General features: G+C 72.4%; 21 protein-coding genes. 15 read left to right on the forward strand and 6 right to left on the reverse strand.

What is annotated here, in order from left to right; all coding sequences use genetic code 11:
* Positions 1-183 precede the first annotated feature (183 nt).
* From SCAB_RS32215 to SCAB_RS32225, 3 genes are all read left to right on the forward strand, one after another.
* Positions 184-1221: a C40 family peptidase gene (locus SCAB_RS32215; RefSeq protein ID WP_061335467.1), complete on the forward strand. Its 1038-nt coding sequence runs from the start codon at positions 184-186 to the stop codon at positions 1219-1221.
* A 311-nt stretch (positions 1222-1532) separates the two neighbouring features.
* A complete protein-coding gene (locus SCAB_RS32220) occupies positions 1533-2564 on the forward strand; it encodes a C40 family peptidase (RefSeq protein ID WP_013004298.1) in 1032 nt (343 codons plus the stop codon).
* Positions 2565-2663: 99 nt separating this feature from the next.
* The gene (locus tag SCAB_RS32225) at positions 2664-3878 is read left to right on the forward strand and encodes a hypothetical protein (RefSeq protein ID WP_013004299.1); all 1215 of its coding nucleotides are present in this window, start codon (positions 2664-2666) and stop codon (positions 3876-3878) included.
* A gap of 102 nt (positions 3879-3980) precedes the next feature.
* On the opposite strand, the gene SCAB_RS32230 is transcribed toward SCAB_RS32225, so the two are convergent.
* Positions 3981-5228, reverse strand: a complete 1248-nt coding sequence (locus SCAB_RS32230; RefSeq protein WP_013004300.1) for a glycosyltransferase family 87 protein — start codon at positions 5226-5228, stop codon at positions 3981-3983.
* A gap of 162 nt (positions 5229-5390) precedes the next feature.
* Between SCAB_RS32230 and SCAB_RS32235 the strand changes: the two genes are divergently transcribed.
* Together SCAB_RS32235 and SCAB_RS32240 are read left to right on the forward strand one after the other, a co-directional pair.
* Complete coding sequence (locus tag SCAB_RS32235; protein ID WP_041669912.1) at positions 5391-6533, forward strand: glycosyltransferase family 4 protein; 1143 nt, start codon at positions 5391-5393, stop codon at positions 6531-6533.
* Positions 6534-6676: 143 nt separating this feature from the next.
* Positions 6677-8314 carry a GMC oxidoreductase gene (locus SCAB_RS32240; protein WP_455679968.1) on the forward strand — a complete coding sequence of 546 codons (1638 nt, stop codon included), beginning with the start codon at positions 6677-6679 and terminating at the stop codon, positions 8312-8314.
* A 31-nt stretch (positions 8315-8345) separates the two neighbouring features.
* Here SCAB_RS32240 and SCAB_RS32245 read toward each other — a convergent pair whose 3' ends face one another.
* A complete protein-coding gene (locus tag SCAB_RS32245; RefSeq protein ID WP_013004303.1) occupies positions 8346-10142 on the reverse strand; it encodes an AMP-dependent synthetase/ligase in 1797 nt (598 codons plus the stop codon).
* A 306-nt stretch (positions 10143-10448) separates the two neighbouring features.
* Here SCAB_RS32245 and SCAB_RS32250 point away from each other — a divergent pair, with 306 nt between their 5' ends.
* The 6 genes from SCAB_RS32250 to SCAB_RS32275 all read left to right on the forward strand — a co-directional run bounded on the left by SCAB_RS32250 (position 10449) and on the right by SCAB_RS32275 (position 15611).
* Positions 10449-11246 (forward strand): metallophosphoesterase family protein, encoded by a 798-nt coding sequence (locus SCAB_RS32250; RefSeq protein WP_013004304.1) that lies wholly within the window; start codon positions 10449-10451, stop codon positions 11244-11246.
* A gap of 83 nt (positions 11247-11329) precedes the next feature.
* Entirely contained in the window at positions 11330-11770 is a 441-nt protein-coding gene (locus tag SCAB_RS32255) for an SRPBCC family protein (RefSeq protein WP_013004305.1), read from the forward strand.
* A gap of 117 nt (positions 11771-11887) precedes the next feature.
* A complete protein-coding gene (locus tag SCAB_RS32260) occupies positions 11888-13075 on the forward strand; it encodes an ArsA family ATPase (protein WP_013004306.1) in 1188 nt (395 codons plus the stop codon).
* Between the two features lie 57 nt (positions 13076-13132).
* Positions 13133-13654, forward strand: coding sequence for a DUF5304 domain-containing protein (locus SCAB_RS32265; protein WP_013004307.1), 522 nt, complete (start codon positions 13133-13135; stop codon positions 13652-13654).
* Between the two features lie 94 nt (positions 13655-13748).
* Positions 13749-14702: an ROK family glucokinase gene (locus SCAB_RS32270; RefSeq protein WP_013004308.1), complete on the forward strand. Its 954-nt coding sequence runs from the start codon at positions 13749-13751 to the stop codon at positions 14700-14702.
* A 153-nt stretch (positions 14703-14855) separates the two neighbouring features.
* The gene (locus SCAB_RS32275) at positions 14856-15611 is read left to right on the forward strand and encodes an endonuclease/exonuclease/phosphatase family protein (RefSeq protein WP_013004309.1); all 756 of its coding nucleotides are present in this window, start codon (positions 14856-14858) and stop codon (positions 15609-15611) included.
* A gap of 115 nt (positions 15612-15726) precedes the next feature.
* On the opposite strand, the gene SCAB_RS32280 is transcribed toward SCAB_RS32275, so the two are convergent.
* On the reverse strand, positions 15727-16443 hold the full coding sequence (locus SCAB_RS32280; RefSeq protein WP_013004310.1) for a hypothetical protein: 717 nt from the start codon (positions 16441-16443) through the stop codon (positions 15727-15729).
* The gene (locus SCAB_RS32285; protein ID WP_013004311.1) at positions 16436-17305 is read right to left on the reverse strand and encodes an alpha/beta hydrolase; all 870 of its coding nucleotides are present in this window, start codon (positions 17303-17305) and stop codon (positions 16436-16438) included. The genes SCAB_RS32280 and SCAB_RS32285 overlap by 8 nt, the downstream gene beginning before the upstream one ends.
* 198 nt (positions 17306-17503) lie before the next feature.
* Here SCAB_RS32285 and SCAB_RS32290 point away from each other — a divergent pair, with 198 nt between their 5' ends.
* The 4 genes from SCAB_RS32290 (at position 17504) to SCAB_RS32305 (ending at position 21576) form a co-directional block, all read left to right on the forward strand.
* On the forward strand, positions 17504-18319 hold the full coding sequence (locus SCAB_RS32290; RefSeq protein WP_041669916.1) for a lysophospholipid acyltransferase family protein: 816 nt from the start codon (positions 17504-17506) through the stop codon (positions 18317-18319).
* 63 nt (positions 18320-18382) lie between these two features.
* Complete coding sequence (gene macS, locus SCAB_RS32295; RefSeq protein ID WP_086022898.1) at positions 18383-19627, forward strand: MacS family sensor histidine kinase; 1245 nt, start codon at positions 18383-18385, stop codon at positions 19625-19627.
* A gap of 107 nt (positions 19628-19734) precedes the next feature.
* Positions 19735-20382 (forward strand): response regulator, encoded by a 648-nt coding sequence (locus SCAB_RS32300; RefSeq protein WP_013004314.1) that lies wholly within the window; start codon positions 19735-19737, stop codon positions 20380-20382.
* A gap of 165 nt (positions 20383-20547) precedes the next feature.
* Positions 20548-21576, forward strand: a complete 1029-nt coding sequence (locus tag SCAB_RS32305; RefSeq protein WP_013004315.1) for a 6-phosphofructokinase — start codon at positions 20548-20550, stop codon at positions 21574-21576.
* A gap of 265 nt (positions 21577-21841) precedes the next feature.
* Here SCAB_RS32305 and SCAB_RS32310 read toward each other — a convergent pair whose 3' ends face one another.
* Both SCAB_RS32310 and SCAB_RS49445 read right to left on the reverse strand, forming a co-directional pair.
* Positions 21842-23704 (reverse strand): phenazine-specific anthranilate synthase component I, encoded by a 1863-nt coding sequence (locus tag SCAB_RS32310; protein ID WP_013004316.1) that lies wholly within the window; start codon positions 23702-23704, stop codon positions 21842-21844.
* Positions 23705-23822: 118 nt separating this feature from the next.
* Entirely contained in the window at positions 23823-23915 is a 93-nt protein-coding gene (locus SCAB_RS49445) for a trp operon leader peptide (RefSeq protein ID WP_078580222.1), read from the reverse strand.
* Positions 23916-23992: the final 77 nt, after the last annotated feature.

Below are 23992 nucleotides of genomic sequence, written 5' to 3' on the forward strand. Positions count from 1 at the left end.
GTCAACCGAGCATTACTGGATGTGTGTTGAGTGTAAATTGTGCGCCGTGGGGTGGGATTTTTCCTGTGGGGGATTTGAAGTGATCACCGTTGGGTCACTAGGGTCTGGGCTCAAACCTCTGAACGGGTGATCGTCGCCGGAGTCCCCGCCGGCCGGTCGCTCCTATGAAGGAGTTCACCTACCGTGGCGTCCCACCGTCGACCGAAGCAGCCGAGCCGTGCGCGCGTGACCGTGCTCACCACCGCTGCCGCCGCTGCCGTGGCCATCTCCTCGCAGGCCGCCAACGCCGCGCCCTCGGAGAAGCCCAGCAAGGACGAGGTCAAGGCCAAGGTCCACAAGCTCTACGAGGACGCCGGGCGGGCCACGGACAAGCTCAACGGTGCCGAGGAGAAGCAGGAGAAGCTCGAGAAGGAGATCTCCGCGATCCAGGACAACGTCGCCAAGGGTCAGGAAGAACTCAACGAGCTGCGTGAGGGCATAGGCCTGGCGGCCAGTGCCCAGTACCGCTCGGGCGGCATCGACTCCTCGATCCAGCTCTTCCTCTCCGCCGACCCGGACGACTACCTCGACAAGGCCGCCACGCTCGACCAGCTGACCAGCCAGCAGGTCGACGCGCTCAAGAAGATCCAGGACAAGCAGCGCGCACTCGCGCAGCAGCGCCAGGAGGCCACGGAGAAGCTGGAGGACCTCGCGGACACCCGCGAGACCCTGGCCAAGAAGAAGAAGGAAGTCCAGAACAAGCTGGCCGCGGCGAACAGGCTCCTCAACAGCCTGACGGCCGCGGAGAAGGCGTCCCTGGACGAGCAGGAGACCCGCGCGAGCCGCGACGCCGGGGACCGCGTCGACCTCGGCAAGGAGGCGCCCGCCTCCAGCTGGGGCGCCGCCGCCCTCGCCGCCGCGGACACGCAGCTCGGCAAGCCCTACGTCTCCGGTGGCAGCGGCCCCAACTCCTACGACTGCTCCGGGCTGACCCAGTGGGCGTACGCCCAGGCCGGTGTGTCGATCAGCCGGACCACGTACACGCAGCAGAACGACGGTACGAAGATCGGCCGCGACCAGCTCATGCCGGGCGACCTGGTGTTCTTCAACAACCTCGGCCACGTCGGCCTCTACGCGGGCAACGGCACCGTCATCCACGCCCCGTACCCGGGCAAGGTCGTCCGCTACGAGTCGATGGACACCATCGGTTCCTTCCAGTTCGGTGTCCGCGTCGTCGGCTGACACCTCCGCGCCTGAAGAACAGGGCCGCCCGTCACACAACGTGACGGGCGGTCCTGTTTTTCTTCAAGATCAGGACACAGTGCCGCCCGAACGGGCGAATTCCCGCACCACGTGCTGACCCCTTCCCCCACCGGTGACCTGGGTTCCAGCCCGGACGTCACGCTGTGTGGTCGCGGAGGTCTTTGGCTGTGACACGGTGGCGCGGCTACTGTCGGCCGCGCCTCCCTCACCCGCCGTGAGCACGCCCCCTCGAAGGGCCGTGCCCGGCCCCGGGAGGGCCCTGTCCGTCGTCGAAGGGAGTGCGGCTTCCCGTGGTGTCCCACAGTCGCCTTGTACCGTCCGGGTTCGACCGGGGCGCGGCCGCCGCCCTCGGTGTGCTGTCCGCCGCTGCCGCCGCCCTCGGCGCCATCCCCGTCCAGCAGGCCGCCGCCGCGCCGCACGACACCACCCGGGCCGAGGTGGACCGGCTGTACGAGGAGGCCGAACGGGCCACCGAGGCGTTCAACAAGGCCGACGAGCGCGCCGACGAGCTGCGCGAGCAGGTCGGCACCGCACAGGACTCGATCGCCCGCCAGCAGGACCGCGTCAACACCATGCGGGAGTCGCTGGGTTCACTCGCCGGCGCCCAGTACCGCTCCGGCGCCATGGACCCCTCGATCGCGCTGCTGTTCTCCGACGACCCGGACGACTACCTCGACACGGCAGCCGCCCTGGACCGCATCAGCGTCCACCAGGCGGGCCAACTCCACGACCTCCGGCAGGCCATGCGCGAACTCTCCCAGGACCGTGCCGAGGCCGGCGGCAAGCTCACCGAGCTGGAGAAGAGCCGCAAGGCCGTCGCCGCGCACAAGCGGGCCGTCGAGGGGAAGCTCGCGGCGGCCCGCCGGCTGCTCGACTCCCTCCCGGACGACGAGCGCGCCGCGTACGACCGAGCCTCCCGCTCCACCACCGCGGGCCGGGCCGGCATGTCCGACCCCTCCGGTGCCGTGGCACCGAACGGCCGCGCGGCCGCCGCCGTCGCCGCCGCCCGCTCCGCGCTCGGCAGGCCGTACATCTGGGGCTCGACCGGCCCCCACGGCTTCGACTGCTCCGGCCTCATGGTCTGGTCGTACGGACAGGCGGGCGTCGGCCTGCCGCGGACCTCGCAGGCCCAGCGGTACGCGGGCACGCAGGTCCCGCTCTCCCAGGCCCAGCCCGGTGACATCGTCACCTACCGGCCCGACGCCAGCCATGTCGGCATGTACGTCGGCAACGGCCAGGTCATCCACGCCCCCTACCCGGGCGCCCCGGTCCGCTACGACCCCGTCGGCATGATGCCGATCGCCTCGGTCACCCGCCCCTGACCGCGACCCGGTCGCCGGCCGTCCCGCCGGCCGACGACCGGGGCCCCGTACGATCGGAACGTGGCTGGTCGAAGGCGCGCGACACGGGGCGGGGCCGGGGTGCTCCCGGGCCCCGGACGCGCCCTTCCGGCGGTCGCACTCGCCCTCGCCCTCCTGGCCGGCTGCGGAGGGACCGCGACGCCCGACACCTCCCGCGCCGATGTAGGGCGGATGCTCGACCGCCGGGCCACGGCGGTGCTGGAACGTGACGCGGCGGCCTACCGCGCCACCGGGGCGGCCACCCCCGCACCGGGCGAACCGGCCACCGGAGAGGCCGAGTTCACCAACCTCCGCAGCCTGCCGCTGGCCTCCTGGTCCTACGACCTCACCGCCTTCCACCGCACCGGCGACCGGGCCACGGCCGAGGCCGCCCTCCGCTACCGGATACGCGGCTACGACCGGGCCCCCGTCACCGCCGCCCGGACGCTGAGCCTCGTCCGGGACGAGGACGGCAGGTGGCGGGTCGCCGCCGACGAGCCCTCGCGGGAGGGCACCGAACAGCTGTGGGAGCAGGGGCGGATACGGGCCGTACGCGGGGCCCACAGCCTCGTGCTGGGCGTCGGGCGGCCGGCGGCGGAGCTGCGGCCGTACGCGGCGCTGGCGGACCGGGCCGTCCCCGCCGTCACGAAGGCGTGGGGCCGGGACTGGGCGCGGCGGGTCGTGGTCGTCGTGCCCGGGTCGCTGCGGGAGATGGCGGGGCTGCTCGGGGCGCCCGCGTCCGGGTACCGGGGGATCGCGGCGGTCACCACCGGGGAGGCGGGAGGCGCGGCCAGGGCCCCGGCGGACCGGATCGTCGTCAACCCCGACGCGTACGCCCTGCTCGGCGACCTCGGCAAGCAGGTCGTCCTCACCCACGAGACGACCCACGTCGCCACCCGCGCCCATACCGACGACTCCACCCCGCTCTGGCTCTCCGAGGGCTACGCGGACTGGGTCGGCTACCGCGGTACCGGCCGCACGGCCGCCGACGTGGCCCCCGAACTGCGGCGCGCCGTCGCGGAGGGCGACGCCCCGGCCGACCTGCCCGCCGATGCCGACTTCGGCTTCTCCGACGACTCCGGGCGGCTCGCCGAGGCGTACGAGGGGGGTTGGCTGGCCTGCCGCATGATCGCCGACCGCTGGGGCGAGGCCCGCCTCGACGCGTTCTACCGGGCGGTCGGTGCGCACCCGTCCCGGGAGGGGGCGGTGGAGGGGGCGCTGCGGGAGGAGCTGGGGACGACGGCCGGGGACTTCACGGGGTGGTGGCGGGAATATGTGCGGGACCAACTGGGGTGAGGGTGGGGTGCGTCGGGGTGCCTCGGGGTGCGTGGCCGGGTGCGGCCCGGTGGGGCTTCTCGCTCAGTTCCCCGCGCCCCTGACACCACCAGCCCCGGTTTTTCAGGGGCGCGGGGAACTGCGCGACAAGCTCCCACCGGGCCCGCACCCGACCCCGCGCCCCGACCCGGCCCCCGGCACAGCCCCCCGCACCGCCTCCCGCCACAACCCCACCGCACCGAGAACCGCCGCGAGCACCAGCAGACCGTTGCGGACGAACAGGAGCGTGACCCCGAGCCAGTCACTCGCGACGACACGGTCGAACCAGATCGGGAACTCCAGGACGGTCACGAAGGACGCCACCAGGACCAGGGCTGCGGGCACACCCATACGGCTCGCCCGGAAGCAGAGGCACACCGCGGCGAGGCCCACCAGCCACACCATGTACTGCGGGCTGATCACCCGGCTCGTGGCCGTGAACATCAGCACCGCCACGAACGCCGCGTCCGCGAGCGTGTGCGGCGCGAACCGCCGGGCCCGCACCCGCCACAGCAGCAGCCAGGCGAACGCCACCCCGCTGAGCAGCAGGGCCGCGTCGCTCACGGTGTCCACCTGCGCGCCGAGGAATTCCACCGACCCGTAGTTGAGCAGCACCTCGCCGTCCCAGCCGAACTGCCGGGCCACGTGGAACACGAGGGCGCCCAGGGACTCCACCTCGGTGCCCCGGTCCCGCTGGAACGTCAGGAAGGCGAAGGCGCCGGGCATGGAGACGGCGAACAGGCCGGCCAGCAGGACACCGGTGCCCACCGCCCATGCCCAGGCCGTACGCCCGCGCGCGCCCAGGAGCAGCAGCGCCGGCCAGACCTTCAGCAGGGCCGCGAAGGCCGTCAGCGCCCCCATCGCGCGCGGATGGCGGCTCCCGGCGAGGAGGGCCGCGACCGCCACCGCCGTCACCATCACGTCGTAGCGGGCGTACGCGGTCGGACCGAGCAGGGGCAGGCCCGCCGTCCACACCCAGGCGCCGCGCAGGGTCCTCCCCGGGCGGGTGCCCGCGTACAGGAGCAGCGCGAACACCGTCAGGTCGGCGAGGAGGGCGAGGACGAAGAACGCCGCCGCGTAGTCCAGGAACGGCAGCAGTGCGGGGGAGAGGATCGCGAGGGCGGCGGCGGGCGGGTACTGCCAGGTGACGTCGCCCTGGGGGTACGTTCCCGTGCGCAGGGTCTCGTACCAGCCGCGGTAGATCACCGAGACGTCGCCGGTGACGTCCGGGCCCGGGAAGACGTACACCTTGAAGACGAACAGCAGCAGGAGCAGCCGGGTCGCGGCCCAGAGCGTGAGCAGTCCCGACGGGAGCCGTAGCGCGCCCGTCATGTCCCTGTGAGCCACGTGAGTCCCTGTCCGTCCGCGCCGCGTTCCGCGTCTGTGGGGGACATGATCCCCCGCCTGCCTGTGAAGCGGCCGTGCGGCGTGGCCGGGCCGGTGCGAGGTGCCCGGGGGCGGGCTCCGGCGGCGGTTTGGGTAGGGTCGGCGGCGATGCACAAGACCCTGATCGTCACCAACGACTTCCCGCCCCGGCCCGGCGGTATCCAGGCGTTCCTGCACAACATGGCGCTCCGGCTGGACCCCGAGCAGGTCGTCGTCTACGCCTCGACGTGGAAGCGGAGCCGCGAAGGCGTCCGGGCGACGGCCGACTTCGACGCCGAGCAGCCCTTCACCGTCGTACGCGACCGGACGACCATGCTGCTGCCGACGCCCGCCGTCACCCGCCGCGCGGTCTCGCTGCTGCGGGAACACGACTGCACGTCGGTGTGGTTCGGTGCCGCGGCCCCGCTCGGTCTGATGGCCCCCGCGCTGCGCCGGGCGGGCGCCAGGCGGCTGGTGGCCACCACGCACGGTCACGAGGCGGGCTGGGCCCAGCTGCCCGCCGCCCGGCAGCTGCTGCGGCGGATCGGCGAGGGCACGGACACGATCACCTACCTGGGCGAGTACACCCGCTCCCGGATCGCCGCGGCGCTCACGCCGGACGCGGCCGGGCGCATGGTCCAGCTGCCGCCCGGGGTCGACGAGAAGACCTTCCATCCCGGTTCCGGCGGCGCGGAGGTCCGGGCCCGGCTCGGGCTCACCGACCGCCCGGTGGTCGTCTGTGTCTCCCGGCTGGTGCCGCGCAAGGGGCAGGACACGCTGATCCGGGCGATGCCCGGCATCCTGGCGAAGGAGCCGGAGACGGTCCTGCTGGTCGTCGGTGGCGGACCGTACGAGAAGGAGCTGCGCCGGCTCGCCGACGAGACGGGGGTCGGCGGTTCCGTCCGCTTCACCGGTGCCGTCCCCTGGGCCGAGCTGCCCGCCCACTACGGCGCCGGTGACGTCTTCGCCATGCCGTGCCGCACCCGCCGGGGCGGGCTGGACGTGGAGGGGCTGGGGATCGTCTACCTGGAGGCGTCCGCGACCGGACTGCCCGTCGTCGCGGGCGACTCCGGCGGCGCCCCCGACGCCGTCCTGGACGGCGAGACCGGCTGGGTCGTGCGCGGCGGCTCCCCGGAGGAGGCCGCCGACCGCATCACCACCCTCCTCGGCGACGGGGAGCTGCGGGAACGCATGGGGCAGCGGGGGCGGGAGTGGGTCGAGGAGAAATGGCGCTGGGACCTGTTGGCGGAAACTTTGAAATCGTTGCTGTAGCCCCGCGCGGGGCGCGGGAAGGCGTGCGACCAGCCACAGGACGACCGGAAGTCGTCTTCCGGGATCACCCCGCGCCCCGATAGTGGGCTCCTGCTCCGGACCAGCCCCTAGCCGGAGCCCGATAATCCGCACATGCTGCGCACATGACAGCAAAACTGATGCAGCGTCAGCTGACGAGACGTCACATCCTCGGTATGGCCGCTCTCCAGACCGCGGCCGGCCTCGGTCTCACCCGCATCGGCCTCCAGTCCGCCCGGGCGGCCGAGCCCGACGCGGTCGACAACGCCCCCGCCCTCGTCATCGGCTCCGGCTACGGTGCCGCCGTGGCCGCCCTCCGCCTCGGCCAGGCCGGCATCCGCACCCTCGTCCTGGAGATGGGCCGCGCCTGGACCACCCCCGGCGCCGACGGCAAGATCTTCTGCTCGACGAAGGAACCCGACGAGCGGTCCATGTGGTTCAAGACCCGGACCGAGGCCCCGCTCGCCACCTTCCTCTGGCTGGACGTCGTCAACCAGGACATCAGCCGCTACCCCGGCGTCCTGGACCGTGTGCGCCACGCCAACATGTCGGTCTTCCTGGGCCGCGGTGTCGGCGGCGGCTCCCTGGTCAACGGCAGCATGGCCGTCACCCCGCTCCGGTCGTACTTCGCCGAGCAGTTCCCGACCGTCGACACCGCCGAGATGTACTCCACCTACTTCCCGCGCGCCCGCTCCATGCTCGGCGTCAACACCGTCGACCCCGCGTGGTTCGAGTCCACGGAGTGGTACCGCTTCAGCCGGGTCTCCCGCGCCCACGCCGCGAAGGCGGGGCTCAGGACCACCTTCGTGCCGAGCGTCTACGACTTCGACCACATGCAGCGCGAGGCCGCCGGCACCGCGACGAAGTCGGCCCTCGCGGGAGAGGTCATCTACGGCAACAACCACGGCAAGAAGAGCCTCGACAAGACGTACCTCGCCGCCGCCCTCGGCACCGGCAACGTCACCATCCACACCATGGAACGGGCCCGGGGCATCCGCCGCCTCGGCGACGGGACGTACGTCGTCACCGCCGACCGGATCGACGGCACCGGCGCGGTCGTCGAGACCAAGGAGTACGGCTGCACCTACCTGTTCCTCGGCGCCGGCAGCGTCGGCACCACCGAACTCCTCGTCCGCGCCCGGGCGAAGGGCACCCTGCCCGCGCTGAACGCCAGTGTCGGCGCCGGCTGGGGGCCCAACGGCAACGTCATGCTCGGCCGGGCCAACCACCTGTGGGACACGGTCGGGGCGAACCAGTCGACCATGCCGGTCATGGGCATCGACGACTGGGCCAACACCGCCAACCCCGTCTTCGCAGAGATCGCCCCGCTGCCCACCGGCCTCGAACACTGGGTGAGCCTCTATCTGGCGATCACCAAGAACACCGAGCGCGCCTCCTTCACCTACGACGCCGCGACCGACTCGGCGAAGCTCGGCTGGAGCGCCGCCCAGAGCGCGGTCTCCTCGTCCATGGCCAAGAAGCTCTTCGACCGGATCAACTCCGCCAACTCCACGATGTACCGGTACGACCTGTTCGGCTCGTCCAACAAGGTGTTCGCCGACGACTTCACCTACCACCCGCTGGGCGGCTGCGTGCTGGGCAGGGCGACCGACGACTACGGGAGGGTGAAGGGGTACGAGAACCTGTACGTCACCGACGGCTCGCTGGTGCCCGGTTCGATCGGGGTGAACCCGTTCGTCACGATCACCGCGCTCGCGGAACGCAATGTGGCGCGGGTCCTCGTGGAGGACACCGCGCCATGAGCCGACCGGCCCGTACGGCCGGTATGGGTTGCTACTTCTGGTAGATCGCCTCGATCTCGTCCGCGTAGTCCTTCGCCACCACGTTGCGCTTGAGCTTCAGGGACGGCGTCAGATGACCTGTCTCCTCCGTGAACTGGGAGGGCAGGATGCGGAACTTCCGCACCGATTCCGCCTTCGACACCGCGGCGTTGCCGTCGTCGATCGCGGCCTGCACGGCCGCGTTCAGATCGGCGTCCGCGCTCAGCGACGCCGCGGTGGAGCCCGCGGGCTTGCCGTGCTCGGCGGCCCAGCGGCCCAGGAACTCCTCGTCGATGGTGACCAGCGCGCCGACGAACGGCCGCCCGTCGCCCACCACCATGCACTCCGCGACCAGGGCGTGCGCCCGGATCCGGTCCTCGATCACGGCCGGGGCGACGTTCTTGCCGCCCGCGGTGACGATGATCTCCTTCTTGCGGCCGGTGATGCTGAGATAGCCGTCCTCGTCGAGGGTGCCGATGTCACCGGTGTGGAACCAGCCGTCGGCCAGCGCCTCCTCGGTCGCGCCCGGGTTGTTCCAGTACTCCTTGAACAGGTGCTCGCCGTGCAGCAGCACCTCCCCGTCGTCCGCGATCCGGATGACGGAACCCGGCAGCGGCTGCCCGACCGTACCGATCTTCTGCCGGTCCCAGGGGTTGAACGCGGTCGCCGCGCAGGACTCGGTGAGGCCGTAGCCCTCCAGGACCGTGAACCCGATGCCCCGGAAGAAGTGGCCGAGGCGCTCGCCCAGCGGGGCGCCGCCCGAGATCGCGAACTCGCCCTTGCCGCCCAGCACCGCGCGCAGCTTGCTGTAGACGAGCCGGTCGAACACCTTGTGCTTGATCTTCAGGCCGAGGGCCGGGCCCGAAGGGGTGTCCAGCGCCCTGCTGTACGCGATCGCCGTGTCCGCGGCCTTGTCGAAGATCTTGCCCTTGCCGTCGGCCTGCGCCTTGGCCCGCGCCGAGTTGTAGACCTTCTCGAAGACCCGCGGCACGCCGAGGATCAGCGTCGGCCGGAAGGAGGCCAGCTCGTCGGTGAGGTTCTTGATGTCGGGCACGGTGCCCAGCTTGATCGGCGCCATCATCGGCGCGACCTGCACGAGCCGTCCGAAGACGTGGGCCAGCGGGAGGAAGAGCAGCACCGAGCACTCGCCCGTGCGGAACAGGGGCCGCAGCCGCTCCACCACGTTCCCGCACTCGGCGAAGAAGCTGCGGTGGGTGAGCACACAGCCCTTCGGGCGGCCCGTGGTGCCGGAGGTGTAGACGATGGTCGCCGGGTCGTCGGCCTTGGCCAGCGAGCTGCGCTCGTCGACGGCCGCGTCGGTGACGTCCTGGCCGAGGCGGCCCAGCTCCTCCACCCCGCCGTCCTCGATCTGCCACACGTGCTTCAGCGCGGGCAGCCGGTCCCGCACCGACTCGACGGCGGCCGAGTGCCCGTCCAGCTCCACGATCATGGCGGTGGCGCCCGAGTCGGAGAGGATCCACTGCACCTGCTCCGCCGAGCTGGTCTCGTACACCGGCACGGTCACCGCGCCGGCCGTCCAGATCGCGAAGTCCAGCAGGGTCCACTCGTACCGGGTGCGGGACATCAGAGCGACCCGGTCGCCCGGCTGCACCCCGGAGGCGATGAGCCCCTTGGCGGCCGCCCGCACCTCGGCCAGGAACCGGACGGCGTCGACGTCCTGCCAGACGCCGTCCACCTTGCGGGCGATGACGGCGACATCGGGGTGCTGCGCGGCGTTTCTACGGACGATGTCCGTCAGATTGCCGTCCGTCGGGACCTCGTACAAAGCCGGAAGGCTGAACTCGCGCAAGACTGCTGCTCCTCATAGGGCGCCGGCGCCACGACTCTGTGTGCTGCGACGGTGCGGTCCAAGGACGGGAGAGCGCTCAGGTCCGCCTTGTCTTGTTCCTACTGGTTGAAAACCTGAGCACAACTGGACTGCCCGGACGTTACCCGTCGGTATGGCCTCTCCGCGAGGGGGGCCGGGCGAGATGTTCGTCGCGTCACACACGGGGGGTTCCCGAGCAGAATAATCCCCCAACTTACTGACTGGCCAGTAACCGCACGTCCGACCGGCTCTGTTCACGTATGCCGCACACGCCTACGCTTGATCGTCATGGCACGCACACCGGGCGGTAACGGCAGGACACGCATCCACGTGGTCAGCGACGTGCACGGCAACGCACGCGATCTGGCCAGGGCGGGTGAGGGCGCCGACGCCCTGGTGTGCCTGGGCGACCTCGTCCTCTTCCTCGACTACGCCGACCACTCCCGGGGCATCTTCCCCGACCTCTTCGGCGCCGAGAACGCCACCCGGCTCGTCGAACTGCGCACCGCCCGCCGCTTCGAGGAGGCGCGCGCACTCGGGGCCCGGCTGTGGGCGGGCTTCGAGGAGGAGCGCTCCGCCGTGATCGAGAAGGCCGTCCGCAAGCAGTACGCCGAGATGTTCGCGGCCTTCCCCACGCCGACGTACGCCACCTACGGCAATGTCGACATGCCCACGCTCTGGCCCGATTACGCCGGCCCGGGGACGACCGTGCTGGACGGCGAACGCGTGGAGATCGGCGGACGGGTCTTCGGCTTCGTCGGCGGCGGCCTGCGCACCCCCATGCGGACGCCGTACGAGATCGGCGACGAGGAGTACGCAGCCAAGATCGAGGCGGTGGGCGAGGTGGACGTGCTGTGCACGCACATCCCGCCGGAGGTCCCCGAACTGGTCTACGACACGGTCGCGCGCCGTTTCGAGCGGGGGAGCCGGGCGCTGCTGGACGCCATCCGCAGGACCCGGCCCCGGTACGCCCTGTTCGGGCACGTCCACCAACCCCTGGCACGGCGGATGCGGATCGGCGCGACCGAGTGTGTGAACGTGGGGCACTTCGCGGGGACCGGGAAGCCGTGGGCGCTGGAATGGTGAGCCCTGACAGGCGGTAGCCTTCACGCTGCACATACGTGCGCACCCACCTCCCTCACCGGACAGTCTCTGGAGGAGCCACGGCGATGGCGGAATTCACCAGTTCGAGCATCACGATCGAGGCGGCGGCGGCCGACGTCATGGGAGTGATCGCCGACTTCGCCCGCTACCCCGACTGGACGGGCGAGGTGAAGGAGGCGGAGGTGCTGCAGGCCGACGGCCAGGGCCGCGCCGAGCAGGTCCGCCTCGTCATGGACGCGGGCGCCATCAAGGACGACCAGACGCTGGCCTACACCTGGACCGGGGCGAACGAGGTCTCCTGGACGCTGGTCAAGTCCCAGATGCTGCGGTCGCTCGACGGCTCCTACATCCTGAAGCCGGTCGGCGACTCGGTGACCGAGGTGACGTACCAGCTCACCGTCGACGTCAAGATCCCGATGCTCGGCATGATCAAGCGCAAGGCCGAGAAGGTCATCATCGACCGGGCCCTGGCGGGCCTGAAGAAGCGCGTCGAGTCCGGGAAGTAGACCGCCCGGCCGCCGCCCCGGTCACGGACACACGTCCGGCCGGGGCGGCCGGGCCCGGCCCTCCCGCCGCGCCGACGGGTCGGTGACCCCCCTTCCGCTGGGTTACCGTTCACCCTCATGCGCACCATCCTGATCACCGGGCCAGGCGGCAGCGGCCGTACGACGGTCGCGGCGGCCACGGCCGCCGAGGCGGCCCGCGAGGGCGCGCGGACACTCGTGCTGAGCGCGGACCGGGCCGACGGCCTCGGGGCGGTGCTCGGAGTGGCGACCGGACCCGAGCCCGTACGCGCGGCGCCGAACCTCACCGCCTGGCGGCCCGACGCCGCGGCCGGGTTCCGCGAGGACCTCGTCGCCTTCCAGGAACGGGCCGCGTCCGTCCTGGGCATGCTCGGCGCCGCCCGGCTGGACGCCGAGGAACTCACCCCCCTTCCCGGCGCCGAGGAACTGGCCCTGCTGCGCGCACTGCGCGACGCCGCGCTGTCGGAGGCGTACGACCTGCTCGTCGTCGACCTGCCGCCCGCCCCGCAGGCCCTCGCGCTGCTGGCCCTCCCGGAGGAGCTGCGGCGGTACCTGCGGCGGCTGCTCCCGCCCGAGCGGCAGGCGGCCCGCGCGCTGCGGCCCGTCCTCGGGCGCCTCGCCGGAGTGCCGATGCCCTCCGAGTGGCTGTACGAGACGGCCGCCCGCTGGGACGTCGAGCTGGCCGCCGTCGCGGCGGTCGTCGAGGACCCGTCGACGACCGTACGGCTGGTCGCCGAGCCCGGCCCGGCCGGCGCCGACCACGTCCGCCTCGCGGGTGTCGGACTCGCCCTGCGGGCCCTGCCCGTGGACGTGCTGATCGCCAACCGCGTCCTGCCCGAGGGCGCGCACGAGACCTGGCTCGCCGGTCTCGTCGCCCAGCAGCGCAAGGCGCTGGAGGAATGGGAGGAGCGGCCCGCGGCGGGCGGCCCCCGTTCCGTACGGCGCGTCGCCCACCTCGGCCACGACCCCCGCGGCGCCGACGATCTCGCCGCCCTCGGTGTCCCCGGCGCGGGTGACGTGCCGGCCCGGGTCGCGTGGGCGGTCACCGACAACCTCGGGGACGAGGGCGTGCTGGTGTGGCACATCCCGCTGCCCGGGGCGATACGGGACGAGCTGGATCTCGTCCGGCGCGGCGACGAGTTGGTCCTCACCGCGGGACCGTTCCGCCGTATCGTTCCGCTCCCGTCGGCACTGCGCCGCTGCACGGTCGACGGCGCGGCCCTGCGCGAGGGCGAACTGAGGATCCGGTTCGCGCCGGACCCGCAGTTGTGGCCCCGGACACGGTGAACCGCATACGCCCGTTCGGGTAACGTCGACAGTACGAACCGTAGGCAGGAGCCCGCCATGAGCGAAGAGCGCCCCACGTCCGACGCCGGTCGTCAGGATGCGGCCGAGGAGGCGCGGTCGGCCGAGCAGGACCGCATGACCGACCGGGTGCGCGCGACCGACTCCGACGCCTGGGCCACCGCCTGCGAGGAGGACCTCGCCGCGGAGAAGGCCCGCCGCCGGGCGAGGTACGGTCCGCAGCCGGGCTCGGCCGCCGAGGAACTGCGCAGGCTGGTCGACACCGTCGCGGACAAGCTGTCCGGGCTGCAGTCGCCGTTGCTCGGCGCGGTCGCCGGGGGAGCGGCCCAGCAGATGGTCAGCCAGGTCGTCCGGCAGGCCAAGGCCGCCGTCGAACCGGTCATCGAACGCAACCCCGACGTCTTCGACCACCTCGCCTCCGCGGGCAGCGAACTGCTCGCCGCGTACCGCTCGGCCGTCGAGGCCCAGGAGCACCGCTGGACGAGCCGGGACGCCTCCCACCGGGAGGACCGCGGCCAGGGCGACGATCCGGGCCCCGGCGAGCGCATCGACCTGGACTGACGCCGGGCCGTCCGCCCGGCGGACGCCGGGACTGCGGGGGCAGGGCCTCGGGTACGGTTGGCCGTAGCGGGGCTCGACCGAAACTGAGGGATTCATGGGACTCACCATCGGCGTCGACATCGGCGGTACCAAGATCGCGGCTGGTGTGGTCGACGAGGAAGGCAACATCCTCTCGACCCACAAGGTGCCGACCCCGGGCACGCCCGAGGCGATCGTGGACGCCATCGCCGCCGCCGTCGAGGGCGCGCGAGCCGGACACGAGATCGTCGGTGTCGGCATCGGCGCTGCCGGTTACGTCAACCGGCAGCGGTCGATGGTCTACTTCGCCCCCAACATCGACTGGCGCAACGAGCCGCTCAAGGAGAAGGTCGAGGCCCGGGTGGGCCTGCCGGTCGTCGTGGAGAACGACGCCAACGCCGCCGCGTGGGGCGAGTACAAGTTCGGCGGCGGCAAGGGCCACCGCAACGTCATCTGCATCACCCTCGGCACCGGCCTCGGCGGCGGCATCATCATCGGCAACAAGCTGCGGCGCGGTCACTACGGCGTCGCCGCCGAGTTCGGCCACATCCGGATGGTCCCCGACGGGCTGATGTGCGGCTGCGGCTCCCAGGGCTGCTGGGAGCAGTACGCGTCCGGGCGGGCCCTGGTCAGGTACGCCCAGCAGCGCGCCAACGCCACCCCCGAGAACGCGGAGCTCCTCCTCGGCCTCGGTGACGGCACCCCCGACGGCATCGAGGGCAAGCACATCTCCATGGCCGCCCGCCAGGGCGACCCCGTGGCCGTCGACTCCTACCGCGAACTCGCGCGCTGGGCCGGCGCCGGTCTCGCCGACCTCGCCTCCCTCTTCGACCCGTCGGCGTTCATCGTGGGCGGCGGTCTCTCGGACGAGGGCGAACTGGTCCTGGACCCGATCCGCAAGTCCTACAAGCGCTGGCTCGTGGGCGGCAACTGGCGTCCGGTGGCCGAGGTCGTCGCCGCCCGGCTCGGCAACGACGCGGGCCTGGTGGGCGCGGCGGACCTGGCGAGAGAACCCGACCCGATCATGTAGACACCGGCAGCGGTGGCCCCGCGCCCTTCAGGGGCGCGGGGCTGTGTCGATGTGCGGCTCCGCCGCGTGGGCGCGGGAAAGCACGACGCACCTGTCGCACCTGTAGCCACAAACGGACAAATACCCCGCGCTCCTGGGCGTATCTTGATCCATATGGCGACCACCCCGCTGCCCAACTCCCGCACCGAACCCGACGGTTCGGCGATCATCCGCGTCCTCAGCTACAACATCCGTTCGATGCGCGACGACACGGACGCCCTCGCCCGAGTGATCACCGCCTGCGCCCCCGACCTGGTCCTGATCCAGGAAGCCCCCCGGTTCTTCCGCTGGCGCAAGAAGCTCGCACGGCTCGCCGCCGCGTCCGGCCTGGTCACCCTCTCCGGCGGCGCCACCGCGTCCGGCCCCGCGCTGCTGTGCGGCCTGCGCGCCACGGTCGAACGCACCGAGGACGTGCTGCTGCCCCTCACCCCCGGGCTGCACCGGCGCGGCTTCGCCACGGCGGTGGTCCGCTTCGGCCGCGCCCGCCTCGGCGTCCTGTCCTGCCACCTCTCCCTGCAGAAGGACGAGCGGTACGAGCAGGGCGGCCTCCTCCTGGACCGGTTGGCCGGTCTGGGCGTGACCCACGCGGTCGCGGGCGGCGACCTCAACGAGCGGCCGGACGGCCGCACCTTCCGCCGCCTCGCCGGTGAACTCCAGGACTGCTGGACCACCGCGCCCTGGGGCGGCGAGCACAGCTCCACGCCCACCGACCCCCACCAGCGCATCGACGCGATCCTGGCCACCTCCGGCATCGAGGTCCTCGGCTGCGGCGTCCCCCTGGACCACCCCGGCGTCAGCGAGGACGACCTGAGGACGGCCACGGACCACCTGCCGGTCCTGGCCGCCCTCAGGGTCCCCGCCGGGTCCTGACACACGGCGGGCGGGCACCGCCACGGCGGCCCGTGCCCCGGACCTGTCCGCGGCACGGGCGAGGGCCCGCCCGGAACACTCCCGGACGGGCCCTCGCAGGACGGTGGCCGTGGGGTCAGACGACCGCTCCCCGGCCCGGGTCGTCCTCGTCCTCGTCGCCCCCGTTCATCCGCATGACCAAGGTGGCGAAACCGCCGAGGAAACCGCCGATGCCCAGGGTGGTGAGCCACCAGGTCATGTCCCAGCCGAGCAGGACGGCGAGCAGCAGCAGGACCGGGCCGCCGATCACCCCCAGCCAGGCGAACTTGGCGGTGGTGTCGGCCTCCGGCAGCGGGGGCGGCTCGGGCGGCACGAAGTGGCCCTCCCCGTCCTCGTCGTCGGCGTCCGGGTCGTCCTGGTCCGGGTCCTCGCCGACCGGGTCGGGCACGCTGTAGTCACGCGGACCCGCGCCGACGCCGGGTGCGAACGCGACCGAGCTGCCCAGCGGCCGGGGCGCCGCGGGCCCGCCGGTGCCCGGGGACGTGTCCTCGGCGTCCTCCGGCTCGGCCTCCAGCAGCGCGAGATCCTCCACCGACCGGAACGGCTTGGCGCCCGGCGGGTCCGGCGGCTCGGTGCCGAACCCGGCCACGATGGCCCGCCACGCGGCGTCCTCGTCGAACGGCACGTGCTGCTCCTCACCCGCGTGCCGCTCCTCACCGGCGGACCCGCCCGGCGACTCGCCGGACGAGGCGCCCGCGGAGCCGCCCGAGGAGCCGCCCGGGGTGTCACCGGGCGTGGCGCCGAGCGGCGCTCCCTTCTCCTCCGGCTCACGCTCGGAGTCGTGCTCAGCCACCAGTGGCCGTCCCTTCCCTCTGCTCCCAGGTCCCCGGGCCGGTCCGCTCCGCGGAACCCGGGTCGGACTGCTGTACGGATTCCGCGTCGGACTCCTTCACCCGCGCCGCCCCGGACTCCGGGACGAGCCGCGTGACGAACGCGAGGCTCTCCTCGAAGATCCGGCCCGCGTCGTGGTCCAACGTCGCGACGTGGTGGCTCTGTTCCAGCAGGATCTCCGTGACGTCCGTGGACGACACCCGGCCGAGGACGCGCTCGGAGTCGACGGGCGGCACCACATGGTCCCGCGGGCTGTGCAACAGCAGCAACGGCTGAGTCACCTGGGGCAGTTCGCCGTCGACGATACGGAGGAAGTTGCGCAGCGAGTGCGCCGCGTGCAGCGGCACATGGCTGTACCCCACCTCCTCGACGCCCTCCTTTGCGATGTCGCTGGTGATCCCCTTGGTGGTGGGGACGAAGTGCCGGAGCAGCGGGAGGGCGTGCGCGGCCGGGCCGTGCACCTTGTTCGCCGGGTTGACGACCACCACGCCGTCGACCGCGTCCCCGTGCCTGGCGGCCAGGCGCAGCGCCAGCGCGCCGCCCATGGACAGCCCCGCGACGAAGACGTGCGCACAGCGCTCGCGCAGGGCCCGCAGCTCGCGGTCCACCTCCGCGTACCAGTCCTGCCAGCCGGTCGGCCGCAGGTCCTCCCAGCGGGTGCCGTGCCCCGGCAGCAGGGGCAGCGCGACGGTCAGCCCCCGCGCGGCGAGATACTCGGCCCAGGGGCGCATCGACTGCGGGGACCCGGTGAACCCGTGACAGAGGAGGACACCGACCTCCCCGCCCTCGTGGTGGTACGGCTCGGCTCCAGGAAGGACCGGCACGGTTCGGTCTCCTGTTCGTGAGAAGGGTGTGAAGACAGTCCGGATGTGGTTCACCGTACGCGACCGCTCCGACACCGACCAGGGGCTTCGCGCGGCGGGGGCCGACACCGGCCAGGGGTGCGGGACTCTTCCGGCGGGCGTCCGGGTTAAGGTCTGATCCACGGAACGAAGAGAGGCACTCGGGTGTTGTACGGCGCGATGAAGGTCGCTATCGGGGGACCGCTCAAGGTCACTTTCCGGCCCTGGGTGGAGGGCCTGGAGAACATTCCGCCCGAGGGCGCGGCGATCCTCGCCAGCAACCACCTGTCCTTCTCGGACTCGTTCTTCCTCCCGGCGGTCCTCGACCGCAAGGTCACGTTCATCGCGAAGGCGGAGTACTTCACGACCCCCGGGATCAAGGGCAAGCTCACGGCGGCCTTCTTCAAGGGCGTCGGCCAGCTCCCGGTGGACCGCTCCGGGGCCCGGGGCGCGGGAGAGGCCGCCATCAACAGCGGCATACAGGTCATCGAGAGCGGCGAGCTGTTCGGCATCTACCCCGAGGGCACCCGCTCGCCCGACGGCCGCCTCTACCGGGGCAAGCCCGGCGGTCTGGCCCGCGTGGCCCTCGCCACCGGCGCGCCCGTCATCCCCGTCGCCATGATCGACACGGAGAAGATCCAGCCCCCCGGCAAGGTCCTGCCGAAGGTGATGCGCCCCGGGATCCGGATCGGCAGGCCCCTCGACTTCAGCCGTTACCAGGGCATGGAGCACGACCGCTTCGTCCTGCGGGCGCTGACCGACGAGGTCATGTACGAGATCATGAAGCTCTCGGGCCAGGAGTACGTCGACATCTACGCGACCGCCGCCAAGCGGCAGATCGCGGAGGCGGCGAAGGCCGGCAAGGAGGCCGACAAGGCCGCCAGGGCCGCCCTCGCCAAGGCCGGCAAGGACCAGCCGGGCCGGGGCCGGCCGGCCGGGGAGCAGCGGGAACAGGCGGAGGACACCCGGGCGGACCGGGACCGGCCGGCTTCGTAACGGCCGCTTTCCCGGGTACGGTCGCGTTCCCGGACGCGATCGTCGCGGGGTGGGGTGGGGGATATGCCTGAGCGTGAACGAGTCATGCGCATGTCGGTCGAGCAGCCGCTGTGGCGTGCCCTCACCGGCTACCGAATCCTGACGGTGATCTACGCCGTCGGCCTCTTCGCCAGCGCGTACGGCAAGTTCCAGCGCCCCTGGCTGGCCATCGCCTACCTGGCGGTGCTGGCCGCCTGGACGCTGCTGACCCTGCCGAGGGTGGCGAGCGCGGCCGGCTGCACCAAGCGGTTCCTCGCGGCGGACCTCACCGTCGCGATCGTCGGCATCCTGCTCACCCGGTTCGCCGACTCCGCCGCCCGGGTCGAGGCCGGTGGCCCCACCCTGCCGTCGATATGGACGGCCGGCGCCGTGCTGGCCTTCGCCATCAAGGGCGGCTGGCGCTGGGCCGCCTTCGCCTCCACCCTCGTCGCCGTCGCCAACCTGATCCACCGCGGCGCCCCCACCCGCGACACCGTCCACAACGTGCTCCTGGTCTGGGTCGCCTCCATCGCCATCGGGTACGTGGTCGAGGTCGCCCGTGCCTCCGAGCGCACCCTCGCCCGCGCCCTGGAGATCGAGGCCGCCACCCGTGAACGCGAGCGGCTCGCCCGGGACATCCACGACGGTGTGCTCCAGGTCCTCGCCATGGTCCAGCGGCGCGGCAGTGCCCTCGGCGGCGAGGCGGCCGAGCTGGGCCGGATGGCGGGCGAGCAGGAGGTGGCGCTGCGCACCCTGGTCTCCGGCGGCCTGGTCCCCGTCTCGCGCGTCTCGCAGGACGCGGCCGAGGGGGCGCTCGTGCGGGCCGTGGACGAACCGGACGAGGCCGGCGACAGCAAGGCCCCCGTGGACCTGCGGGCCCTCCTGGCGCCCTACGCGAGCGCGAGCGTCACCTTCTCGGAGCCCGGTGGCCCGGTGCCGCTCGCCCCGGGGGCCGCGCGGGAGCTGGCGTCGGCGGTCGGCGCGGCCCTGGACAATGTGCGCGAGCACGCGGGCGACGGGGCGCGGGCCTGGATCCTGGTCGAGGACTGGCCGGAGGAGATCGTCGTGACCGTACGGGACGACGGCCCCGGCATCCCCGAGGGCCGGCTCGTCCAGGCCGAGGGCGAGGGGCGGCTCGGTGTGGCGCTGTCCATCCGGGGCCGGCTGCGTGACATCGGCGGCACGGCCGAACTGATCTCGGTGCCCGGCCAGGGCACCGAAGTCGAACTGAAGGTGCCCAGGGCCGAGGAACGGCCCAAGGGCGTACGGGGGAAGGCGGAGAAGCGGTGACGGAGCACGTGCGGAGCGAAGAGAACGTCATGAGCGAGAGGGTCGGGGAGAGCGGCGGGCCGGCGGACGCGGGCGCGCGGCCCGGGGGGAACGGTCCGCTCCGGGTCATGGTGGTCGACGACCACCCCATGTGGCGTGACGCCGTCGCCCGCGACCTGGCCGAGTCGGGCTTCGACGTGGTCGCCACGGCGGGCGACGGCGAGCAGGCGGTGCGGCGCGCCCGCGCCGCCGCACCGGACGTCCTCGTCCTGGACCTGAACCTGCCCGCGAAGCCCGGGGTCCAGGTCTGCAAGGAACTGGTCGGCGCGAACCCGGCGCTGCGGGTGCTGGTCCTGTCGGCGAGCGGGGAGCACGCGGACGTCCTGGAGGCGGTGAAGTCCGGTGCGACGGGCTACCTGTTGAAGTCGGCCTCGACGGAGGAGCTGATCGACGCCGTACGCCGCACCGCGGTCGGCGACCCCGTCTTCACCCCCGGTCTCGCGGGCCTGGTCCTCGGCGAGTACCGCCGCCTCGCCTCCGAGCCCGCCCCGGCGCCGGGTGCCGACGAGCCCAAGGCCCCGCAGCTCACCGACCGGGAGACCGAGGTGCTCCGGCTCGTCGCCAAGGGGCTGAGCTACAAGCAGATCGCCGAACGCCTCGTCATCTCGCACCGCACGGTCCAGAACCATGTGCAGAACACCCTCGGCAAGCTCCAGCTCCACAACCGGGTGGAACTGGTCCGCTATGCCATAGAGCGCGGCCTCGACGACGAGTAAACGCCGCGAATCACCCCATAGAGTGAAGGCGATTTGATCAACTACGATCAACTCACCCTCTATCAACGGTAATTCGCCGGAATTGACCTTCCCGTACATGTCGGAGTGACCTGGATCACTATTAGCGTGACCCTCACCAGGCAACCGCGGCGAAGGGACTTTTCCATGCGCGTCGGAGTACTCACCGGAGGCGGCGACTGCCCCGGGCTCAACGCCGTCATCCGGGGCGCCGTCCGCAAGGGCGTGCAGGAGTACGGCTACGACTTCGTGGGCTTCCGGGACGGCTGGCGGGGTCCGCTGGAGAACGACACCGTCCGCCTCGACATCCCCGCCGTCCGCGGCATCCTGCCCCGCGGCGGCACCATCCTCGGCTCCTCGCGCACCAACCCGCTCAACGAGGAGAACGGCATCCGCCGCATCAAGGACAACCTCGCCAAGCAGGAGGTCGAGGCGCTCATCGCCATCGGCGGCGAGGACACGCTCGGGGTCGCCGCGCGGCTGTCCGACGAGTACGGGGTGCCGTGCGTGGGCGTTCCGAAGACGATCGACAACGACCTCTCCGCCACGGACTACACCTTCGGCTTCGACACGGCCGTCGGCATCGCCACGGAGGCCATCGACCGCCTCCACACCACCGCCGAGTCGCACATGCGTGTGCTGGTGGTCGAGGTGATGGGCCGGCACGCCGGCTGGATCGCCATCCACTCCGGCCTGGCCGGCGGCGCCAACGCCATCCTCATCCCCGAACAGCGCTTCGACGTCGACAAGGTGTGCGCCTGGGTGACGTCGCGTTTCAAGGCCTCCTACGCGCCGATCGTGGTCGTCGCGGAGGGGGCCATGCCGAAGGACGGGGAGATGGTCCTCAAGGACGGCTCGCTCGACTCCTTCGGCCATGTCCGGCTCTCCGGGGTCGGCGAATGGCTGGCCAAGGAGATCGAGCGGCGGACGGGCAAGGAGGCCCGGACGACCGTCCTCGGCCACGTCCAGCGCGGCGGCACCCCGTCCGCGTTCGACCGCTGGCTCGCCACGCGCTTCGGGCTGCACGCGATCGACGCGGTGCGCGACCGGGACTTCGGCAAGATGGTCGCCCTCCGGGGCACGGACATCGTCCGCGTCCCGATCGCCGACGCGACGGCGAAGCTGAAGACGGTCGACCCGAAGCTGTACGAGGAGGTCGGGGTCTTCTTCGGCTGAGGCGGGCGCGTCACGGCTCGGGGGTGCGGGTTCGTCTGCGACCGCGGGCCCGGTGGGGGCTGGTCGCGCAGTTCCCCGCGCCCCTGAAAGCCCAGGCCCTGCGGGCCTGGAGACCAGCTCTACGCGGCCTGACAGGCGATCGGCGCGGGGCCTGAGAAGCAGTGGGCGCAGCCCCTGCTTCTCAGGGGCGCGGGGAACTGCGCGAGAAGCCCCACCGGACCCGCACCCGCCAGGCGACCCGCACCCCCGAGCTACTGGGCGCCCCCTAACGCGCGCTCAGCGACCCGACCCCCGCCACCAGCCGACGCACCACACTCACCCCGTCCAGCGTCAGCACCGACTCCGGATGGAACTGCACCCCCGCGAACCCGGGCCCACGCAGCGCGTGCACCTCACCGTTCCCGCTCCGGCTGACCTCCACCCCGTGGGCCGCCAGCTCCCCGGCCGCCCCGTCGTCGCAGCGGGCCACGAAGCTGTTGTAGAACCCGACGGTCTCGCAGCGCCCGAACAGATCGATCCCGGTCTGCGCGCCCTGGTAGGGCACCTCCTTGCGCACGATCTCCAACCCCAGCTCCAGCGCGATGAGTTCGTGCCCGAGACACACCCCGAGCACCCCGTACCGGTGCCCCCGCAGCACCGCGGCGGTCAGCGACCGCAGGAACCGCATCTTGGGGTCGCGCACGTCCTCCGGGTCCCCGGGGCCGGGCCCCAGCACCACCACCCCCTCGTGCGCGAGCACCTCGGCCCGCAGCCCCGGCTCGTCGTACCGCCGTACCGTGACCTCCAGCCCCGAGGACCTGAGCAGATGCGCGAGCATCGCGGTGAAGGTGTCCTCCGCGTCCACCACCAGCGCGTGCCCGGTCAGCTCGGCCGTCCGCTCCCGCATCCGCAGCCAGAACGGCGCCAGCGCCTCCCGCCGCCCGTCCAGCGCGGCCCGCACCCGGGGGTCGTCCGCCAGTGCCGGCCCCACCCGGCCGGGGCCGGGACGCCCCGGCCGCACCCCCAGCGCGGCCAGTACCCCCGCCGCCTTCGCGTGCGTCTCGGCGACCTCGCCCGCCGGGTCGGACCCCCGTACCAGGGTGGCCCCCACCGGCACCTTCAGCCGCCCGTCCGCGGCGATGTCGGCCGTACGGATCAGGATCGGCGAGTCCAGGGTCTGCGCCCCTCCCGCGTCCCGTCCCAGGAGCGCCAGCGCCCCCGCGTAGTACCCGCGCCCGCCGACCTCGTGCCGCTCGATCACCCGGCAGGCGTTCTGCACCGGCGATCCGGTGACCGTGGCGGCGAACATCGTCTCCCGCAGCACCTCCCGCACGTCCAGCGAGGACCGCCCCCGCAGCTCGTACTCGGTGTGCGCGAGGTGGGCCATCTCCTTCAGCCGGGGCCCGATCACGACCCCGCCCATGTCGCCGACCGTGCACATCATCTTGAGCTCCTCGTCGACGACCATCGACAGCTCCTCGATCTCCTTGCCGTCGGCGAGGAAGGCCAGCAGGTCCTCCGGTGTCGGCCCCTCGGCCGGGTAGCGGTAGGTCCCGCTGATCGGGTTCATCACGACCGTGCCGCCGGACATCCGGACGTGCACCTCCGGGCTGGCGCCGACCAGCGTGCGCTCACCGGTGTGCACCACGAACGTCCAGTACGCGCCCCGCTCGCCCTCCAGCAGGCGCCGGAACAGCGCCAGCGCGTCGGCGCGGCCGAAACCGCGGACCTCGCCCTCGTACGTCCGCCGGATCACGAAGTTGGCGCCCTCACCGCGCCCGATCTCCTCGCGCAGCACCCGGTCCACGATCCGCGCGTACTCCTCGTCGTCCACGTCGAAGCCCCCGTCCTCGACCCGGACGTCATGGGCGGGCAGCTCCGCGAGCACCCGGTCCAGGGGCAGCTCCCAGGTCTCCTCCGGCACCAGCACCGACAGGGGCGTCCCGTCGTCGCGGACGTCGAAGCCGCGTTCGCGGATCTGCCGGAAGGGCACGAGCGCCAGCCCCTCGTCGGGCAGGTCGGCGAGCCGCTCACAGGTGGTCACCGGGCCGATCAGCAACTCCACCCTGTCGTGGTCGTCGAGGCCGGGTGTGCGGCGGCGCAGCAGGGCGAACGGGCGGTCGTCGGACAGCAGCCGGGTCAGGTCCATGGGTTCCTCTTCCCTTGCGGATCACGGTCGTCGCGGTGATCGGGGAGGAGCGGCCGGGCCCTGGAAACGCCGAAGGCCGCCCCTCGGGCGGCCTTCGCGAAGTCTTGCGTACGCGCAGTCAGTGGGCCGCCGGATGAGCGGTCCACCACCAGTTCTGGATCGAGTGCGCGAACATGCGCCGCACCCTACCGGACATCCCGCGAGAACTCATGTGATCCGCGCGGGTGTTCGTCCTAAGATCCTCTACGGATTCAGTCTTGACATGTTCGAGTCGATTTGTGGATACGG

Source organism: Streptomyces scabiei 87.22 (assembly GCF_000091305.1).
Lineage (GTDB): Bacteria > Actinomycetota > Actinomycetes > Streptomycetales > Streptomycetaceae > Streptomyces > Streptomyces scabiei.

Coding starts and splice junctions, on each gene's coding strand:
- SCAB_RS32310 (WP_013004316.1), bottom strand. CDS start 23,704: ATGGACCTGACCCGGCTGCTGTCCGACGACCGCCCGTTCGCCCTGCTG.
- SCAB_RS32270 (WP_013004308.1), top strand. CDS start 13,749: ATGGGACTCACCATCGGCGTCGACATCGGCGGTACCAAGATCGCGGCT.
- SCAB_RS32290 (WP_041669916.1), top strand. CDS start 17,504: ATGAAGGTCGCTATCGGGGGACCGCTCAAGGTCACTTTCCGGCCCTGG.
- SCAB_RS32235 (WP_041669912.1), top strand. CDS start 5,391: ATGCACAAGACCCTGATCGTCACCAACGACTTCCCGCCCCGGCCCGGC.
- macS (WP_086022898.1), top strand. CDS start 18,383: ATGCCTGAGCGTGAACGAGTCATGCGCATGTCGGTCGAGCAGCCGCTG.
- SCAB_RS32250 (WP_013004304.1), top strand. CDS start 10,449: ATGGCACGCACACCGGGCGGTAACGGCAGGACACGCATCCACGTGGTC.
- SCAB_RS32260 (WP_013004306.1), top strand. CDS start 11,888: ATGCGCACCATCCTGATCACCGGGCCAGGCGGCAGCGGCCGTACGACG.
- SCAB_RS49445 (WP_078580222.1), bottom strand. CDS start 23,915: ATGAGTTCTCGCGGGATGTCCGGTAGGGTGCGGCGCATGTTCGCGCAC.
- SCAB_RS32255 (WP_013004305.1), top strand. CDS start 11,330: ATGGCGGAATTCACCAGTTCGAGCATCACGATCGAGGCGGCGGCGGCC.
- SCAB_RS32275 (WP_013004309.1), top strand. CDS start 14,856: ATGGCGACCACCCCGCTGCCCAACTCCCGCACCGAACCCGACGGTTCG.
- SCAB_RS32300 (WP_013004314.1), top strand. CDS start 19,735: ATGGTGGTCGACGACCACCCCATGTGGCGTGACGCCGTCGCCCGCGAC.
- SCAB_RS32265 (WP_013004307.1), top strand. CDS start 13,133: ATGAGCGAAGAGCGCCCCACGTCCGACGCCGGTCGTCAGGATGCGGCC.
- SCAB_RS32230 (WP_013004300.1), bottom strand. CDS start 5,228: ATGACGGGCGCGCTACGGCTCCCGTCGGGACTGCTCACGCTCTGGGCC.
- SCAB_RS32240 (WP_455679968.1), top strand. CDS start 6,677: ATGACAGCAAAACTGATGCAGCGTCAGCTGACGAGACGTCACATCCTC.
- SCAB_RS32305 (WP_013004315.1), top strand. CDS start 20,548: ATGCGCGTCGGAGTACTCACCGGAGGCGGCGACTGCCCCGGGCTCAAC.